The following is an 18550-nucleotide window of genomic DNA, read 5'->3' as shown; positions in this document are numbered from 1 at the left end:
GGTTCGAAGCATGGCTTCGGGCGTTGGGCCTTTGCGGCCCGTTTCTTCCCCATTTCGGCATGCGGCCATTGCCCGGGCAGTGCCTGTCTGCGCCACGCGCGCAAGCCAGGCAGGGCGTGATCGCGAACGGGAGCACTACCCGCGGCGCACGTGCACGCGGGAACAAAAAGGGAGGGAAGACATGAAGCTGATCCAGACAGCATGCCTGATTTCGGCGGTGGCCCTGGCCGCGCCAGCCTATGCCCAGAGCACGCCCGCGCCGGCGCCGGCGCAAGATGCGGCCAAGACCGCCAGCGACGATGTGTCGATGCCCGATATCGTCGTCACCGCCACGCGCGACAAGACGCTGCTGTCGAAAACGCCGATCGCGCTGACCGCGATCACCGGCGACGGGCTGCGCTCCAAGGGCGTGACCAATCCCACCGCGCTGGGTGACCAGGTGCCCGGCCTGTCGATCGACCGCACCAATGGCCTGCAGATCACCATTCGCGGCGTGACCAGCACCGACGGCACCGAAAAGGGCAACCCTTCGGCCGCGTTCCTGGCCGATGGCGTCTATCTGGCGCGGCCGCAGCAGGCCGACGTGAGCTTCATGGACGTGGACCACGTCGAAGTGCTCAAAGGGCCGCAAGGCACGCTCTATGGCCGCAACACCACGGCCGGCGTGATCAACGTGATCACCAAGCGGCCCAATTTCGAGCGGGCCAGCGTGGAAGCCAATGCCGGCGTGGGCAATTACAACGCCTACAATGCCGACGCGGCCTTCAACCTGCCGGTCAACGACTGGGCCGCCTTCCGCCTCTCGCTCAATTTCGACACGCGCGACAATTTCGTCAAGGGCGTGGCCAACGATCCCAATTACAACAACAAGTTCCGCACCAATATCTCGGCCCGCCTGCAGGGCCTGTTCAAGCTGGGCGATCGCGGCGAACTGCTGCTGCGCGGCGGCTATTCACGGCTGACCGGATCGCGCGATTCCTCGGTGCCGTTCAGCAATTTCTATCAGGTTGGCAACAATCCCAGCGGCGGGCGCTTTGCCGTGTGGGCGCCGATCGGCGATACCCGCCAGTCGCTCACCACGCCGCTCGCCAGCGCCAACTTCAATGCGCCGCTCACCTATGTGAACCCGATCGATGGCCAGACCTATACCTCGGGGCTGTCGGCGCACCAGTATGGCGGCGGGGATCAGTCTTCGTTCAAGCCCAACGTGCATGACATCGCCTATAATCTCGATGGCGAGTTCAACTATGATTTCGGCGGCGTGAAGGCGACGTACCTTGGCTCGATCCGCCAATACGAAGCCAAGGAAAACAGCAACGTGCTTTCGGGTGGCGTCAACCTGCCCGGCACGTTCAACGGCGATTACACGCAGCAGAGCCACGAGTTGCGCCTGGCGTCGAGCGGCGACGGCCCGCTCAAGATCCAGGGCGGCCTGTACTACTTCCGCGAGGAATCGCGGATCGCGTTCTTCATCTACAACCTGGTGCCCTTCGCGTTTGGCAACACGTTCATCTACGGCTTCCCGCAGCACACGATCTCGTCCACCAAGGGCGCGTTCACCCAGGGCACCTACAAGGTGACCGATGCGCTGCGCGTCACGGCGGGCATTCGCTATACCGCCGACGATCTCTCGCGCTATGGCCACACCGTGCACCTCAACACGCTGGGCGGCCAGCCGCTGGTGGGCGGGCAGTATTCCATCGATCCCAATACGCCTGCAGCGCCGGGCGGGCCGACCGTGGGCAGCGGGCGCAGCTATGTCAACGATGCCTCGGTCAAGGGCCGCAAGGTCACCTGGCGCCTGGGTTTTGACGCCGATGTGCTGGGCGGGCTGCTCTATGGCTCGATCGCCACCGGCTACAAGGTTGGCGGCTTTGGCGATGGCTGTTCCACCGGTGGCGCTGGCCAGTCGCTGGTCACCTCGCAAGGGGAACGCTGCGATTATTCCACGCCGGGGGCAACGCCCGGTTCGCTCAAGTATGCCGATCAGCATGCCATCTATTACGAGCCGGAAACCCTGACCGACTATGAACTGGGCTTCCGTGGCCGCGTGGCGCCGTGGATGAAGATCGATACCAACCTGTTCCTGTATGATTACAAGAACATGCAGCTAAGCGCGGTGATCCCGATCAATGGCGCCAACCAGACCGTGACGACCAATGCGGGCAAGGCGCGCGTGCTGGGCTGGGAATTCGAGACGCAGTTCTTCCCGATGCGCGATCTCAACCTCACGCTCGGCGTCGATCTTACCGACGGGCATTATACGCAGTTCTGCCCCTCGGGCGTGGTCAACGGCACCTGCGCTATCAACTATGCCGGGCAAAAGCTTGATCGCACCCCCGCCACCGTCATTTACGGCGGGGTGAACTACACCGTGCCGGTCGGTTCGGGCAATGTCGTCGCTTCGGTCTATTCGCGCTATTCGTCGGCCTATTCGGTGACGGTGTTTGGCGATACCGGGTCTTACTGGCTCAAGCTGTGGACGCCTTCGCGCTCGCGCACCCAGGCGAGCCTGACCTACAATGCGCCGAACGACACCTGGTATGCCTCGGCCTTCATCAAGAACATCGAGAACAAGGTTTCGCTGGTGACCGGCAACGCCACCAGCCTGACGATGAGCGATCCGCGCACTTTCGGCGTGCGCGCCGGGGTCAAGTTCTAAACACCGGTCTACCCTGCTGCGGGCCGCGCGCCGCCTGGTGCGTGCGTGCGGCCCGCTTTTTTCTTTTTCGTTCCAGCAAGGATCCCAGCGATGAAACGCCATTTGCCCTTCGTGCTCGGCTGCGCCGCCCTGGCGCTTGGCAGCGGTGCGCGCGCCCAGCAGGCGCCCGCGGTCGACATGGCAGCGGCGCAGGCCCGCGCCGATGCCACGCTTGCCAAGATGAGCGCCGACGACAAGGTGATTCTCACCCACGGCGTGATGCCGCTGCCGTTCCTGCCGGGGGCCAAGATCCCGGCTGGGGCGATTTTCGGCGCTGGCTATGTCGCCGGGATTCCGCGGCTGGGCGTGCCGGCCTTGACCGAAACCGATGCCAGCCTGGGCGTTGCCTGGGTGGGCGGCTTGCGCAAGGATGGCGCCACCGCCCTGCCATCGGGCCTGGCCCAGGCGGCAAGCTGGAACCCTGATCTGCTCTATCGCGGCGGGGCGATGATCGGGGCAGAGGCGCGGGCCAAGGGCTTCAACGTGCTGCTGGCTGGCGGCGTCAACCTGATGCGCGATCCGCGCAATGGCCGCACGTTCGAATACCTGGCGGAAGACCCGCTGCTGTCGGGCGACCTGGTGGGCGCGGCGATTGCCGGCATCCAGTCGAACCACATCATTTCGACGATCAAGCACTTTGCGCTCAACGGCCAGGAAACCGGGCGCAAGTATGTCGATGTCAAGATTGCCGAGGGCGCGGCGCGGGAAAGCGATCTGCTGGCGTTTCAGATCGGCATCGAAAAGGGCCAGCCTGGCGCGGTGATGTGTGCCTACAACCGCATTGGTGGGGCGCAGGCCTGCGCCAGCGACTGGGCGCTCAACAAGGTGCTCAAGGGCTCTTGGGGCTACAAGGGCTTCGTCATGTCTGACTGGGGCGCGGTGCCGGGGGTTGAGGCGGCGCTAGGCGGGCTGGACCAGCAATCAGGCGCAGAGCTGGACAAGGCGCTCTATTTTGCCGACGTGCTCAAGGCCAAGGCAGGGGCGGACAAGGCCTATGCCGCCCGCCTCGATGACATGAACCGCCGCGTACTGACCGCGATCTATGCCACTGGCATCGACAAGCACGCGGCCCAGCCCGGCGGCGCGATCGATTTTGCCGCCCATGCCCGGGTGGCCGAAGACGTCGCGCGGCAGGGCATCGTGCTGCTCAAGAACAATGGCGCGCTGCCGCTGGCCAAGACGGCCGCCTCCATCGCGGTGATCGGCGGCTATGCCGACAGCGGCGTGCTGGCCGGCTCGGGCTCCAGCCTGGTCATGGGCGAAGGGGGGCCGGCCGCGACGCGCTCGCTTGGCGGAGACGGGCCGTTTGCCGCGCTGATGCAGCAAAGCTATCACCGCTCCAGCCCGCTCAAGGCGATCCAGGCCCTGGCGCCCAAGGCCACCATCACGTTCCGCGACGGGCGCTATATCGCCGATGCCGTGGCCAAGGCGCGCCAGGCTGATGTGGCCATCGTGTTTGCCACCGAATGGCGCACGGAAGGGGCCGACCAGCCCGACCTGTCGCTGCCCGATGGCCAGGATGCGCTGATCGCTGCCGTGGCGGCAGCCAATCCCAACACCATCGTGGTGCTGGAAACCGGCGGCCCAGTGATGATGCCCTGGCTCGACAAGGTCGCCGGCGTAGTGGAGGCGTGGTATCCCGGCGCCCGCGGCGGCGAGGCGATCGCTTCGGTCCTGTTCGGCGACACCAACCCGGGCGGGCGCCTGCCCGTCACGTTTCCCGCCAGCCTGGATCAGTTGCCCCGGCCCAAGCTGGACGGCGCGGATTGGGTGGAGCCCAATTTCGGGGGCGATCCGGCCCCGGGCAAGGACCAGCTGCACGCCGATTACGACATCGAAGGGTCTGACGTGGGCTATCGCTGGTTTGCCCGCAAGGGATACAAGCCGCTGTTTCCGTTCGGCTTTGGCCTGAGCTATACCAGCTTTGCCGCGCGTGACCTGAAAGTTTCGGGGATGTCTGCCAGCTTTACCCTGGCCAATACCGGTCAGCGCGCCGGCGATGACGTGGGCCAGGTCTATCTCGTGCGTCGCAATGGCCAGCCGCTGCAACGCCTGGTCGGCTTCAAGCGGATGAGCCTGGCCGCAGGCGCGAGCCAGAGCGCCACGGTAACCTTCGATCCGCGCCTCCTGGCCGATTGGAAGGATGGGCGCTGGACCATGCCGGCCGGCGACTATGGCTTTGCCCTGGGGCGCAGCGCGGCCGATCTGGGGCAAGTGGTGACCGTCAAGCTGCCCGCGCGCAGCTGGAAGGATTAGCGCGATCGACCGCTGCCCGGTCATGGCCTTGTTGGCAATGAGGCGGCTGCGGCAGGTGTGCAAGGCATACCTGCCGCAGAAAGGGCATTGCGCTCACTATCGCATCTGTGTTCGGTTGGAGTCGCACGGATCGAACTCGTGATGCCGCGAGTTTATGGCAAATGAGCTTGGATCCTCCCCCCGGCCCCGAAGGGCGCCTTGATCGCTTGAGCGCCTGGATGCGTGTCAGCCAATGGCGGCAGTGGCTCGTTCTCTATCCGCTGGTGATGCTGATCACGGTTGTGCTCCTGATCCTCTGGATCGCCGTCGCCTTCGCGTTGCACTCCACCGATCGCGATGCGGGTGCCGTCGCGCTCAATTACGTGCTCGTGGGCGTGATCGTCACGGCCGGCCTCTTGGTGATTCACCCAGCCATGTATCGCTGGCAGTGGCACATCGAGCGCAAGCGCCGCGCCGGTGAATTGCCTCCTGACGGTGCCATGCCTGCCTATGGGTCGGAAATTGCAGCGCCCGCGCCCCGGATCGACTGGCCCTGGCCCTATCGTTTGCGTCACGGGCTCGCGCGCTTGCTCACGGTTGCCGCCTTGCTCTTTTTCTTCATGCCGTACCGCAATCAGACCGCGATTGCGCGTTTCCTGTCTACCCACAGCGCGGGGCGGGCGTCGGCAGGAAGCCTGGCGGGCCTGATATTTTTCTATCTGCCATTTTGCGTGATGGCGGTGCTGATCGGGGCGCTGACCTGGCGCCAGGCGAAACGCCGCGACGCCGGGTTGCTGAGCGAACGGGAAAGCCTGCTGCTCGAGGCCGAAACGACATGGCTGTTCTCGTTTGGCGCCGCCGTGATCATCGTGATTTTTCTGTGCCATTTCGCAGGCGGCATGATCACCGCGTTCATGGTCTAACAGGCTGCGGGAAAAGGCCCTATCGTTGACAGCGCAGATGTGATTCAGGCTTTGGCGCGGACGAGGCCGAGGATGAAGCGATGCGCGGGTCAGATGATCGCAGCGAAGGGCTGTTTTCTTACGCGAGTTGCGAAGCCCGGGTTCCAGCACGGCACCCGCTGCGGGTGATTCGGGCGATCGTTGACGAGGCGCTGGATATCCTGTCGCCGGATTTTTCAGGGCTTTACGCGCCGATTGGTCGGCCCTCGATTGCGCCGGAGAAGCTGCTGCGCGCGCTGTTGCAGCAGCCACGGGTCAAGACGCTACTTTCGGATGAACATTTCTCGGTCGATGGCGCGCTGATCTTGGCGTGGGCCAGCATGAAGAGTTTTACGCCCAAGGATACAGGCGACAGCTCCGATGACGACAACGACGACGCCCCGCCGCCCAACCGCAAGGGGGCGCAACGCCTAGCGCGATTTCAACGGCGAGAAGCGCAGCAATCCCACCCATGCCTCCACCACCGATCCGGACGCACGCCTCTTCTAGAAGGCACGTGGACAAGCGGCCAAGCTGTGTCACATGGGCCATGTCCTGATGGAAAACCGCCACGGCCTGGTGGTCGATGCCACGCTGACCCATGCCACAGGCACCGCCGAGCGCGGGGCGGCATTGACTATGCTGGAGCGTCTGGACGGGCACCACCGCATCACGCTGGGCGCCGAAACGAAGTTCAGCGAAGCTACAAAGCCTACGATACCGCCAATTTCGCCGCCAATCTGCGCGCGATGAACGTGACGCCCCATGTCGCGCAAAACACCGCCAACCGACGCTTGGCCATCGACGGCCGCACCACCCGGCACACCGGCTATGCCGCCAGCATCCGTATCCGCAAGCGGATCGAGGAGGTCTTTGGCTGGGCCAAGACCTGCGGCAATCTGCGCAAGACCCGCCACCGAGGGCTGCCGCGCGTGGGCTGTGCCTTCACACTGACCGCCGCAGCCTATAACCTGGTGCGCCTGCCAAAGCTGCTGGCGACAGAACAAATGCGCCCGGCGCGCGCCAGTTACGTGCCCTGAATAATCCGATCAATGCGTTGGGCGCGCTGCGGTGTTTGCGGCAACGACGGTCTGCGCGGCGCGGGCCATCGCCAGTTGGCGATGGGTTTCGATCTGGGCAAGGCCCGTCTTCACCGCCGTGTTGTAGCAATGCATTTCGTCGGTGGCCATGTGAATGGTGCCGTCGCCGAACGGCGTGCAGATTTTGGCAGCAACGCGGCGCATTTGCGCCTTCAATGATTTGACCGCCTTGGGAGAGGTGAAGTCGACCTGCGCGATATCCATCTCGGCATGCGGAGTGTCGATGACCGTGTCCTGCGCGGCAGCAGGCATGGCGTTTGTCGCGGCCAGCGCGGCCAGCGAGAGAGCAGCGATCTTGGCGAAATTTGCGGTCCGGATCATGGTCAATTCCCCTGTCAAAGTCTGTCCAGGCGTTCGTGCCTGACAAGGGATGGACTACCCGGACCGCGCCCTATCTACGCGTGACGGCCGTCACGCCGGCATATTATTTGCCTTTCCCGCCGTCTTTGCCGTGGCCATCATTCTTGCCGTGGCCGTCGTTCTTCCCATGACCGTCATTCTTGCCACGGCCGTGGTGCTTGCGGTGAACGTGCTTCTTGGGTTGAACGTGGTGCGGGGTAGCATGGGTCGCCATCGCGGGCATGCCGGCCATCGTGTGCTGTTGCTCCGCCTCGGCTGTTGCCGGGGCCAGTGCCAAGGCGGCTGTGCCCATGGCTATGATCAGAAAGCGCATGTCCGTCTCTCCTCGATTTCGGCCCGCGTTTGGGCCGATCACAAACCCAGCGCGGCGCGCAGGGCGACGAAGCGCGGATCGCCGCGCAACGATGTCAGCAGGGGATCGCACGCCATCTGCGACAATCCCGAGTCGAGTAGCGCATAGGCCCGCTGCAGCGCGGCGATGGCCGGGCCAGGCTCTCCCCACTGCGCGTGAATCTGCGCGATCTGATACATGATCGTCTCGCCAAACTGCGCCTGCAATTGCGCCATCGCCGTGGCGCCTGCGGCGCGATTTCCCTGCCGCCCGGCAACGATCGCTTGCCCAGTGAGGCGTACGTCGGCGCGCGGCTCCTGGGCAAAGGTAGCAGCGGCGGCTGGCAGTTGCCCCTGCATCACCAGCGCGCGGCCGATATCGCCATGCGCGCCGGAAAGCTGTGCGTTCATCCCCAAGGCCATGCGCGCGGCGGCAATCGCCGCGTCCCAGTGGCCGCCGTAATAGAGCATCCGCCCCTTGGCGCGCGGCACCAGCGGATTGAGCGGATCGAGCGCCATCGCCGCCTCGATCGCTGCCAGAGCTGCGGAGTTGTGGCCGGTCTTGGCGGCAAAGAACGCATAGGGCACCAGGATCGCAGCGTCCTCGCTGCCGAGGTCATGGGCACGCGCAAACCACGGCGCGGCGGCGCGTGCATCGAGCCGCGCGGTGAACAGGGCATCGCCCATGCCCAGCTGCGCCATGGCCAGGCGTGGGGCCAATTCCACCGCGCGCTGTGCCGATGCCACCGCCTTGGCATAGAGATCGCGCATTTCGGCCGCGGTCGCATAGTTCGCGCCAATATCGAGCAGGGCACTCGCCCGCGCCGCCCAGGCCTGGGCATAGCGGGGATCGGCCGCGATCGCCTGATCGAACAAGCCCGCCGCCGCGCGGTCTGATCCGGCATCGACATCCGATTGATACGCCGCCCGTCCTTTGAGGAACGCATCATAGGCATCGACGCTGGTGGTCCCTGCGTCCTGCACCGCCGCGCGCGCCGCCGGGGTCAACGTTCCCGCGATCGCCTGCGTCACCATGGCGGCGATGTCTCCCTGGACGGCGAAGATATCGGTTAACCGGCTGTCGTAATCGCGTGACCATTTGACCAGCCCTGTCTCGGCCTCAACCAGTTCGACAGTGATCCGCATCGTCGCCCCATCGCGGCGCACGCTGCCATCGAGCAGATGGGCGACGCCCAGCTTTGCTGCAACGCTGCGCGCATCCACAGATTGGCCGCGAAACTGGTTGGACGAGACTTGCGCCGCGACGCGAAACAGTCCGGTCTGCCCCAGGCGGGCGCGCAGTTCTTCAGAAAGGCCGTCGGAAAACCACGCCTGTGCCGGGTCCGCGCTCAGATTGGTCAGCGGTAGCACAGCAATGCTGTTGGCCGCGCGCGGTTCTCCGCGCTGCGACAACCAGCCGATTCCGCCGGCTGCTGCCAGGGCCATCACGCCGCCACCGGCCAACCACGTTCGGCGCGACACCCCGGTTCGCGCTGCCATCGCTGTGGGCGTCCTGGCGGAAACTGCCTGTCTGCCCGCCGCCGCCTCACCGCGCGCGCCAGCGTGGATCGCGGCTAGCAGCCGCCGTGTTTCCGCCGCGTCGCCGCTGCCGTCCCAGCGGGAAAAATCGATCGCCTGGTATTGCCGGAACCCCAGCGGCGGCGGGGTTCCATCGAGCGAGATCGGCACGAAGCGCCCCCGGTCGCGCCCATGCGCCGCCTCGTCGCGCACCCAGTCCGACGCCACCGACGAGGCCGACCAGGCCACCACGATCATCTCGGCGGCGTCCAGCGCGGTCTCGATCGATTGCGCAAAGGCGGCGCCCCCGGCGATCAGTTCGTCCCACCAGACATCCAGCCCTGCGGCCTGCAATGCCGCCACCAGCTGCTCGGCGCGGGTGCGATCGGCCCGCGAATAGGACACGAATACCGTTGGCCCGCCGCCGGCTGGGGGCCCCTCGCTCATCGCGCCAGTGCCTGCGCGCCCACGATGCGGCGTATCCACGGCAGGTAATGCGCCACGTTGGTGTAGATTCCCGGAACGTTGGGCAAGGCACAGCCAAACCCGCCCGAAACGATGCCCACCAGCGCCTCGGGGTCATCGCCGTCCATGCCGACCAGCGGCCCGCCGCTGTCACCCTGGCACGAATCGCGCCCACCCGGGCCATAGCCGGCACAGATCACGCCATCGGTGATCACGCCGCGATAGTGCGGATTGCGCGCGCAGACGGCGCGCGGCACCGGATCGAGCCGCACCATGCGCAAATCGCTTGGTTCGTGCGTGATATGGCCCGCATCATCCAGATGCGGCGCGGTGTCGTTGTCATGCGCCGCCATCGTTCCCCAGCCATAGACTGCCAGGATCACCCAATCGTCGGGCAGGGGATCGTCAGGGCGCACCCCGGCGATGCGCAAGGGCGCGATCCGCTTGGGATCATCGATCGGCACCGTCTCGGCATCGGCGGCAATGTGCAGCAGGGCGATGTCGTTGCGGTAGTGCGGCTCGCTGAAATCGGAGTGCAGGACCACCCTGGTGATCGCATAGGTCGCGCCGCCATGGACCAGATCCTGCGTGCCCAGCCGGATGCGTCGCCAGCGCCGCACATAGACGGGATCGATCGCGCCATTGGCGTTGACCATGCAATGCTGCGCGGTCAGCACCCATTCCGGTGCAATCAGCACGCCGCCGCAATGATGATGGAATTCGAACGCCTTGCGCTGGTTGAGGTATTCGGCATCGGGGCTTGCCGCGCGCACCAGCGCTGCATCGGCCACGAAATCCTGCTTCACGTAATGTGCGGTCGAATAGAACTCGGCCTGCCACGGCGTTGCCTGCTTCAAATCGCGCACCCGCACGCCGCCGACCACCCCTGTGCGGTGCGGCCGCTGCAACAGCATGCACCGCCAGGTCAGCCGCGTCCGCCCGGTAAGCCGCACGCCGCCGATCGTGCGATCAGGCAAGGCCGGGCCCACAGCCGCTGCCTGCCAGATACCCATGATCCCCGGCCGCGGCACCGCTGGGCATGCCCGCCGCGGCGGGACCGGCGTTATCGCGGCGATCGCGGGGATCGTCACATCGCCGAATTCCTGCGCTGCCGATGTGTCCAGCCGATAGCGCACGCCGTCGCGCACCACCTCGCGATGGGTCACCGCCACCTGCGGCAACCGCGTGAGAAAGCCACCGTCAGCCTCGAGCCGCCAGGCCACGCCATTTTCGATCTTGTACCGCTGGCCGCCAACCGCCACCACTTGCGTCACCGTTTGTGGTTCGGCGAGGGCGTCTGCCAAGGCATCGTCATGCTGTGGTGGCGCCCCGTGCGCCGTCAATGGCGCCAACAGTGCCAGCACCGCCGCCACAAGACCGCGCCGGCGGCCGCGCGCCACCGCCCCCCAAGATTGACGCCTGATCTGCCCCATATCGCTTTTTCTTGCGACGCGGCCCTTTCCGCGCAGTCACTTGATTGCCCGATTTTACATTCCAAGGCAATTCGCCTTGCCCATCTGCCATTGCTTTCACAGTGACGCGGGGCTGCGAGCAGATCGCGCCGCTTGGGGGGCCTTTCGGGCAGCCTTTGCACCTGATACGCTCCATGCATGGACACCCCCGCCCGCCATGACGCCGAAGCTGTGCTGGCCGAAACCTTTGCCTGCCCACCGGCTGTCGCCACGGCGATCAACGGCAAGGCGCATCTGCGGGACTATCCGGCCAAGGCGGTGATTGTGGCATGCGACAGCGTGTTCGATGCGGTCCACGTCATGGTCGCGGGCAATGCCCGGATGCAGGCGTTCGGGCTCGACGGTCGCCTCGTCGCGGTGGAGGATTATGCCCGCGGCGATCTGTTCGGTGAAAACGGCCTGTTCGAAACCGAACGGGCCGCGCACGATATCTCGGCGATCGCGCAGAGCCGCGTGGCGGCGATCGGCAATGCAGCGTTCCTCGATCTGATGGCCAACTATAATTGCGTGGCGTTGGCGGTCTCGCGCCGTCTGGTTGCGCGTCTGTCGAAAATCACCCGCCGCATGGTGGAGGGCGCCACGCTTTCGGCCAACGGCCGCATCCATGCCGAAATCCTCCGCCAGGCGCAGGCCGGTACCGCGATGACGATCAGCCCGCCCCCGGTGCTCAGCCAACTTGCGCTCAAGGTGCAATCGACGCGTGAGACGGTCAGCCGCGCGATCTCGGCGCTGGAAAAGCGCGGGATCATCCGCCGCGACGGGCAAGGTCTCACCGTCGTCGCCCCGCACCGCCTGGAAGAACTGATCTTCTGACCCGCGCGCGCCCGCGCTCAGTCCGCCGCTGGCGAGATCGCGAACAGGCGGATATCCTCGACTTCGCCCACCAACTCGGGCGAAATCCGATCGGCCTGGTTCACGCACAACGCTGCGGCCAGCGTCTCGCTTGCGGTCAACACCCCAGGCAGTGCCGCCGAGGCAATCATGCCAAGCTCTGCAATCCCGCGCCCCACCAGCGCGGCCGGCGCTTCCAGCCAGTGCGCCAGCGCATAGTGCCCGCAGATCCGCAAGGGCACGTTGAGCCCCGGCGCGGCGAGCGGCGGTAAGGCCAGCAAGCCGCAGGCATAGGCCCAGGCAGCATCGGGATCGGCAAAGGCCACCATCCGCGCATTGCCGACCGGCAGCGTCAGCTCGGGCTGCACCGGCAGGGCAGCGCAGGCGGCTCGAAACGGCGCGATCACCGCATCGAGCGCGGTGGAAAATCCGTCTTCGTCAAGATCGTCCAGCCCGGCAAACCCGATCCATAGCATCGCCGCCAGCCGTCGGTCAGGCCGCCCCTCGGGCGCGCTCCGGGCGCCAGACGCCACTACTGGCGCATCGCGCGGCACCGCGATGCAGTGCTGCGGTCCGGCATCGCGCCACCGCTCGCCCAGATAAGCGGTGGAAAGCCCCGCGCCAAACCTACCCGCTGCGCCATCGGTGATCAGCAATTGCGCTGCCCCGCTCGCCAGCATCCGGGCATTGAGCACGGCTGCGCCCATCGCCACGTCCGCCGCCAGGCGCGTCGCCAACGGCTCATAGGCGCCACGCAGCGCGGTCAGGCAGCGCACCGACTGCGCCGCCTCTAGGCACGCACGAAACCGCGGCAACCATGCGTGATCGAAAGGCGCGACCGATTGCGCGATGAACGCCTCGACCCCGATCGGCAGCACGACATGCAATTCTGCCCCGCGCGCGAGTAAGGCTTCGGCAACAACGATATCCGCCCCAGCCGCCAGGGCGCCGAACCCAAAGCCGATCCCCTCTGCGGCCAGCCAATCACCCACCGTGCCGCGCAGGGCATCCCCTGCCGCTGCGGAAACGCCCAGGTGCCCGGCAAAGTTCAACGAGCGCGGCGGGCGGAACGCATCGAGCCATGCTGCGTCCGCGGCCATCGCCGCGAGTACCAGTGCCATCTGTCGCAGTGTGGCGGCGCGATCGGCCCAGCCATCGGGATCGGCCGCGCAGGCCATGGCGAGTGCCGCCCGCGCGGCTTCCACTTCGTGGCACACGAGATGCGCCTGCGCCTGGACTGCCGCGATAAAATAGGGCGTCTCGGCCCAATCACGTCCCGCTGCCAGCGCCGCCAGCACCCCGTGCGCCAGGCGCTCGGCTGTCTCGCCGTCGCCCGCCAGCCGCCGCATCACCGCTTCCTCGATCCACAGCCACGGTTGCGGGTTCAACGCTGCAGCGGCGGCAAAGGCATCGGCTGCTGCCACCAGCGCCGCGTTCCGCTTTGCACCGCGCGCGCGCAGCGCCGTCTCTTTCAACAGACGCGCCTGCGTCGCCCGTGCCGCCGGATCATCCTCCCGCGTGCCCCAGCCGCCAGCTTCGAACATGGCCGTGGCAAAGCCCAGGCTCCCGGCGCGCGCGGCGGTGATGATGGCGGCCAGGCTGGTCCGCGGCGGCGGGGCAGCAATCATCGGCAACAAGGCTCCTCGACGCGCGGTTTGGTCATGCCCGACGGTCATAGCGACAAGCCCCGTTCAGCGCCACAGTGGCGCATTGGTGAAATCCCGAACGGCAAAACCGGCAGGTGCCCGTGGAATGGGCACCTGCCGGCGGCCGATCCACGCGGGTCGCAACCGCGGCGGCCCCAAAGCGCACGCCCCCACCGCATCGGCGCCGCACGCTTTGGATTTGTGAAAAAAGATGGTCTGTTCGCGCCGGCCAGTTCATGAGCGCGTGACCGGCGCCGCCCAATCAATGCACCGGGCGCACGGCGGTGTTGGCGGCCACCGTGGTCTTGGATGCGCGGGCCAGCGCCAACTGCTGGCGGGTTTCGATCTGGGCCAAGCCGCCCTTTACCGCCTTGCTGTAGCAGTGCCGCTCGTCGGTGGTCATATGGCCCGAGCCATCGGTGTACGGTGTGCAGATCTGGGCGGCCACCCGGCGTACTTGCGCCTGCAGGGCCTTCACCGCCTTGGGCGAGGTGAAATCGACATGCGCGATGTCCATCTCGGCGTGCGGGATGTCGGCGGTCGTGTCCTGCGCGGCGGCAGGCATGGCGCTGCTCGCGGCCAGCGCGGCGAGCGAGAGGGCAACAGTCTTGGCGAAGTTGGTGGTCGAGATCATGGTCAATTCCCCTGTCAAAAGTCGGTCCAGGCGTTCGTGCCTGACAAGGGATTGACTATCCGGACCACGCCCCGCTTACGCGTGACGGCCGTCACGCCTGCACTTTTATTGTTTGAGGTGGCCGTCCCTTGCTGGACGGATGGCAACTGAACCAGCGTTCCAGGCAGTTAACCGTCCAGGATTTGCGCGCGCCGCCATGTTTGTGTTAAAGCCCTGGCAGGCCATGACGATGGCGGGCCTACATGCAGGAGGATGAGATGGACCGGAAGACGCGCTGACCCTGCCCGTCCATTTTCAATCCGGTACTCTCATGTCTTCTTTTCTTACGCTTGATTCCGTGGCGCTTGCCACCCCGTCAGGGCATCTGCTCTTTTCCGATCTGACGCTCACGGTGGGCCGAGAGTGCGTTGGCGTCGTGGGGCGCAATGGCTCTGGAAAGTCCACCCTGCTGCGCGCCATCCTCGGCCAGGCGCCGGTGCACAGCGGCGCCGTTGCGGTCAACGGCAGCGTCGCCATGCTCGAGCAGATCGTCACGCCAGGCAATGAGCTTGCAGCCCACGCCTTGGGGGTTTCAGCAGGGCTTGCGCGGCTGGCGCGCATCGAAGCGGGATCCGGCACGGAGCGGGACTTCGGCGAAGCCGATTGGGACTTACCCCGGCGCCTGGAGGAGGTGCTCGCTGCCGCCGGGTTGCCGCCGTTCGATCTGGGCCGTCCCATGGCCAGCTTTAGCGGCGGAGAGCGGACACGGCTGGCCATCGCCGGACTGTTGCTCGCCGAACCGGATCTGCTCCTGCTCGACGAGCCGACCAACAATCTCGATGATGATGGCCGCGCCGCCATTGCAGACCTGCTCGCCAATTGGCGCGGCGGTGCCGTTCTCGTCAGTCATGATCGCGCCTTGCTCCAATCCGTTAACAGGATAGTCGCCCTGTCACCTGTCGGCGTATCGATCCACGGTGGCGGCTGGTTGGAGTGGGCAGCCGCGCGCGACGCAGCCCGAGCGCAGGCGGAAGCTCAGCTCGAAGCGGCAGAACGCGACGTTCGCACTGCCCGCAAGGAGGCGCAATCCGCGCGTGAGGGCCAGGCGCGGCGGGATCGCGCTGGCAAGGCCTATGCCGCCAGCGGCAGCGCGCCCAAGATTCTGCTGGGCCGGCAGCGCGAGCGTGCCGAAAACAGCGCTGGGGGTAGCCATGCCCAGGCGCAGGATCGCATCGACGCGAAAGTCGTGGCGCTGGAAACGGCACGCACCCGCATCGATGTCGTCGCGCCGCTCAAGGTCGCCATTGCGCCTTGCCACCTTCCGCCAGGCCGCCTCGTGCTTGCTTGTCACGACGTCGTCTGGGGTGTGGGCGAGCGCCAGATCATCGCTGGACTGACGTTCTCGCTGCGCGGCCCCGAACGCGTGGCGCTGACCGGGCGCAACGGTGCTGGCAAGACCACGGTTCTGAAGCTCGTGGCAGGGCTCATCGCGCCGACGAGCGGCACAATCGAACGCTTCGTTCCATTCGCCATGCTGGATCAGACGGTAAGCCTGCTTGATCCCGACGCGAGCCTGATCGACAATATGCGTAAGCTCAATCCGGAACTTGGCGAAAACGAAGCGCGAGCCGCCCTTGCGCGGTTTGCATTTCGCGGCTCCGCCGGCGATCGGCTGGTGCGCGAACTCAGCGGCGGCGAACGCCTCAGGGCAGGGCTTGCCTGCGTATTGTCCGCCCAAAGCGTGCCGCAGTTGCTGCTGCTCGATGAGCCGACCAACCATCTCGACATCGAATCGATTGAGGTGATCGAACAGGCGCTACGCGCCTTTGACGGGGCGTTGCTGTTGGTGAGCCACGATGCGGCATTTCGCGATGCGGTCGGCGTCACGCGAGAGATTCAACTGGCCTAAACGGGGCGCAGACGCCGGTCGGGCGTCGCCCTAGCGGTTGCCTTGGTCTTGCGCTGTCACTAGACTTCTAACGCATGGGAACCGCCTTGAACACGACCGCGTGGACACCGCTTCCTGGGTGGCCACCATTCCCGGCGGCACCTTCATGATGGGGTCGGCGGCGAAGCGCCACACCGGAGACGAATGCCGGCTTTGCCTGCTTCGTGGCGGAAACCGGGTATCAATTGGGGCCACCGCCGGATTGAGAAAGCCCATGCCCGCGCAGGCGTCGCGGCCGGTGCGCGCGCCAGCACAGCCTGTGCCGGAGGGCCATCGCGGATCAGAACTTGGCGCCGAATGTCGCGCCAACATAACGATTGGGGTCCTTGTTGACGAACGCCGTGAGGTCGTTGGGATTGGTCGCACTGGCCATCAGGCCGGTGTGCACTATTAATGAATAATCGTTCTGGTTGCAGAGGTTGCGCATGAACAGCGTCAACGTGTAGCGGTGACCCGGTCCTGCAGCCCGATGTTGGCCGGCAACACCTCGACAGGACACAGGATGCCCTTGATCTCGAAGCTCTTGGCGGTCGACTTGCCCGCTCTTGGGCGGCAATGGCATCGGGATCGCCTATTCTACGTCCGTCACATCGCTGGGCAAAACCAGGTCTGATCTGGCATTCCCCCTCCGGGTGATAGCGGTCCACATGCCTTGTCGGTTGTCGTGCCGCAAATACGGCGCCATCACAAGTCACTGATATGGAGCGCCTTCTTTTTTGGTCAGTCTCTAATCGGCTTATCCTGAAATCATCGCGGATAATATTTTCGTCCATTTCCACCAATTGTTCATCAAATTTTATAAAATTGACTTATGCTGGATGTAGTGGGCAACGAAATTCCGGAAAGGCACTCAGATGTTGAATGTTGTGCGAGCATTTTTCCTTGTGGCGCTCTTAGCGCTTGGAGTTCCACCTGCCCTTGCCCGGCAAGAAACGCCGATTGCCGTGAATTCTGACGTGAAATATGAATTTCTGGCGCGGTGGGATGTGGATCGTCTCAACAAGATATTGAAGACTGACACGCCAGCTTTTTCCGGCATCAACGTTCAATATACGCCGGCGCGCAACGCTGTGCGCCTGTATCGCATAACCTATAATTCGGTCATCCCTGAAAAGGGCAACAAGCCGACCGTGACCTCGGGGCTGCTCGCGGTGCCCGATACCAATGGTACCTCGTTTCCCACGGTCTCTTATCAGCACGGTACTGTGTACGAACGCGAACAGGTTCCGTCCTTCGCGGACCAGTCGGCTGAAACCGAGTTGATGATCGCGCAGTTCGCCGGGCAGGGCTACATGCTGATCGGCGCTGACTATTTCGGCCTCGGCATTTCCACCGAACCGGAAGGTTACATGGTCAAAGCCAGCCATCAGCAGGCAACCTATGACTTGCTCATCGCCAGCCGCGCCGTGCTCAAGTCCATGAAGCTGTCGAGCGACAAGCTGTTCCTGGCCGGTTGGTCGCAGGGCGGGTTCGTAACGATGGCCATGCTTGAAAAGCTCGAAGCGGTCGGCATCAAGGTTGATGGTGCGGCGACAGCCAGTGCTCCCCTCGATGTCTATGCGCTGATGGAGGGCTTCCTGCTCTATCCGCGCAAGTTCGATGCAGCATGGCTGAACAGCATCGTGATCCTGTCATCCTTCGCCTACGAAAACTATTATGGCGAGCCAGGGCTGGCACACTCGGTGCTGACCGACGAATATTACCAGATGTCCAAGGATGCCTATGACCGCAAGCCGGGCAACCCTGCCAACATCACGACCGATCTGCACAAGCTGATGCGTCCGGAATATTTCGACAGCAACTATTTTGCCAATTCCGCTTACGGCAAGTTGATCATGTCGGCGCAGTCCTATCGCTGGCCGATCAAATCGCCGGTGCGCAATTACTATGGTGAAGCTGACGAAGCCATCACCACAGGTGTTGGCCGCATGGCCATGACCTATGCCCAGGCCATGGGATCGGGGAATCCCAACGTCGAGGCGGTTTCAACCGGTCAGACCAGCCATCGTGGCACGTTTGCGACTGCCGTTCCGCAATGGAAGACCTGGTTCGACAGCAAGTGAAGAATAACGCCATCGCTTGATCTCAGCGAGAACCCGAGCGAAAAGTGATTGAGCGGTATCAGTGGGTTGTGACGCAGCGTCGTCGTCGAGACGATGAAGATGTCCATGCCCTGGACTGATACCGCTCGCTACGCGCATTTGCGGGATGGCGGCTGGCTATCCCAGCAATTCGCGCGACCCAGACAGGTTGGGCTTGGCCGCACAACAATCTGCTGGCGGTCGATCCCAGGCCGGCACGGTCGGCACGGGCGCCAAGGTCCTGGCCTTGCCTGTGGCGGCGGTTTCGCTCAACATCACGCCCTGCCGCCGGCCATGCTGACCTGAGCA

Annotated in this window: 13 protein-coding genes and 1 pseudogene; 7 read left to right on the top strand and 7 right to left on the bottom strand. The window is 65.0% G+C overall.

The features are described 5' to 3' along the window. Nucleotides 1-181: 181 nt before the first annotated feature. From ABIC78_RS08990 to ABIC78_RS08975, 4 genes and pseudogenes are all read left to right on the top strand, one after another. Complete coding sequence (locus tag ABIC78_RS08990; RefSeq protein WP_354489093.1) at nt 182-2662, top strand: TonB-dependent receptor; 2481 nt, start codon at nt 182-184, stop codon at nt 2660-2662. Nucleotides 2663-2752: 90 nt separating this feature from the next. After that, nucleotides 2753-4957, top strand: coding sequence for a beta-glucosidase (locus ABIC78_RS08985; protein WP_354489091.1), 2205 nt, complete (start codon nt 2753-2755; stop codon nt 4955-4957). 206 nt (nt 4958-5163) lie between these two features. Then, the gene (locus ABIC78_RS08980; RefSeq protein ID WP_354489089.1) at nt 5164-5859 is read left to right on the top strand and encodes a hypothetical protein; all 696 of its coding nucleotides are present in this window, start codon (nt 5164-5166) and stop codon (nt 5857-5859) included. A gap of 80 nt (nt 5860-5939) precedes the next feature. After that, a pseudogene (locus ABIC78_RS08975) lies at nt 5940-6917 on the top strand (IS5 family transposase). Nucleotides 6918-6926: 9 nt separating this feature from the next. Here the strand turns inward: ABIC78_RS08975 and ABIC78_RS08970 are convergent. The 4 genes from ABIC78_RS08970 to ABIC78_RS08955 form a co-directional block, all read right to left on the bottom strand. Beyond that, nucleotides 6927-7298 (bottom strand): UrcA family protein, encoded by a 372-nt coding sequence (locus tag ABIC78_RS08970; RefSeq protein ID WP_354489087.1) that lies wholly within the window; start codon nt 7296-7298, stop codon nt 6927-6929. A 103-nt stretch (nt 7299-7401) separates the two neighbouring features. Beyond that, nucleotides 7402-7650, bottom strand: coding sequence for a hypothetical protein (locus ABIC78_RS08965; RefSeq protein WP_354489085.1), 249 nt, complete (start codon nt 7648-7650; stop codon nt 7402-7404). Nucleotides 7651-7688: 38 nt separating this feature from the next. Continuing rightward, entirely contained in the window at nt 7689-9632 is a 1944-nt protein-coding gene (locus ABIC78_RS08960) for a TIR domain-containing protein (protein WP_354489083.1), read from the bottom strand. Then, nucleotides 9629-11083 carry a serine protease gene (locus ABIC78_RS08955; RefSeq protein ID WP_354489081.1) on the bottom strand — a complete coding sequence of 485 codons (1455 nt, stop codon included), beginning with the start codon at nt 11081-11083 and terminating at the stop codon, nt 9629-9631. Before ABIC78_RS08955 ends, ABIC78_RS08960 begins: the two co-directional genes overlap by 4 nt. 177 nt (nt 11084-11260) lie before the next feature. On the opposite strand from ABIC78_RS08955, the gene ABIC78_RS08950 reads away from it, so the two are divergent. Beyond that, entirely contained in the window at nt 11261-11935 is a 675-nt protein-coding gene (locus ABIC78_RS08950; RefSeq protein ID WP_354489079.1) for a Crp/Fnr family transcriptional regulator, read from the top strand. 17 nt (nt 11936-11952) lie between these two features. Here the strand turns inward: ABIC78_RS08950 and ABIC78_RS08945 are convergent, their stop codons facing one another. Beyond that, nucleotides 11953-13581 (bottom strand): hypothetical protein, encoded by a 1629-nt coding sequence (locus ABIC78_RS08945; protein WP_354489077.1) that lies wholly within the window; start codon nt 13579-13581, stop codon nt 11953-11955. A 280-nt stretch (nt 13582-13861) separates the two neighbouring features. Next, nucleotides 13862-14233 carry a UrcA family protein gene (locus ABIC78_RS08940; RefSeq protein ID WP_354489075.1) on the bottom strand — a complete coding sequence of 124 codons (372 nt, stop codon included), beginning with the start codon at nt 14231-14233 and terminating at the stop codon, nt 13862-13864. A 310-nt stretch (nt 14234-14543) separates the two neighbouring features. Between ABIC78_RS08940 and ABIC78_RS08935 the strand changes: the two genes are divergently transcribed. Further along, nucleotides 14544-16121 (top strand): ABC-F family ATP-binding cassette domain-containing protein, encoded by a 1578-nt coding sequence (locus tag ABIC78_RS08935; RefSeq protein ID WP_354489073.1) that lies wholly within the window; start codon nt 14544-14546, stop codon nt 16119-16121. A gap of 319 nt (nt 16122-16440) precedes the next feature. On the opposite strand, the gene ABIC78_RS08930 is transcribed toward ABIC78_RS08935, so the two are convergent. Then, a complete protein-coding gene (locus tag ABIC78_RS08930; RefSeq protein ID WP_354489071.1) occupies nt 16441-16587 on the bottom strand; it encodes a hypothetical protein in 147 nt (48 codons plus the stop codon). A 427-nt stretch (nt 16588-17014) separates the two neighbouring features. On the opposite strand from ABIC78_RS08930, the gene ABIC78_RS08925 reads away from it, so the two are divergent. Beyond that, nucleotides 17015-18223: an alpha/beta hydrolase family protein gene (locus ABIC78_RS08925; RefSeq protein WP_171796655.1), complete on the top strand. Its 1209-nt coding sequence runs from the start codon at nt 17015-17017 to the stop codon at nt 18221-18223. Nucleotides 18224-18550 lie beyond the last annotated feature (327 nt).

Origin of the sequence: Novosphingobium sp. 1529 (assembly GCF_040544855.1) — a bacterium.
In the GTDB taxonomy this organism is placed as follows: Bacteria; Pseudomonadota; Alphaproteobacteria; order Sphingomonadales; family Sphingomonadaceae; genus Novosphingobium; species Novosphingobium capsulatum.
This window is presented reverse-complemented; position numbering and strand designations above follow the sequence as displayed.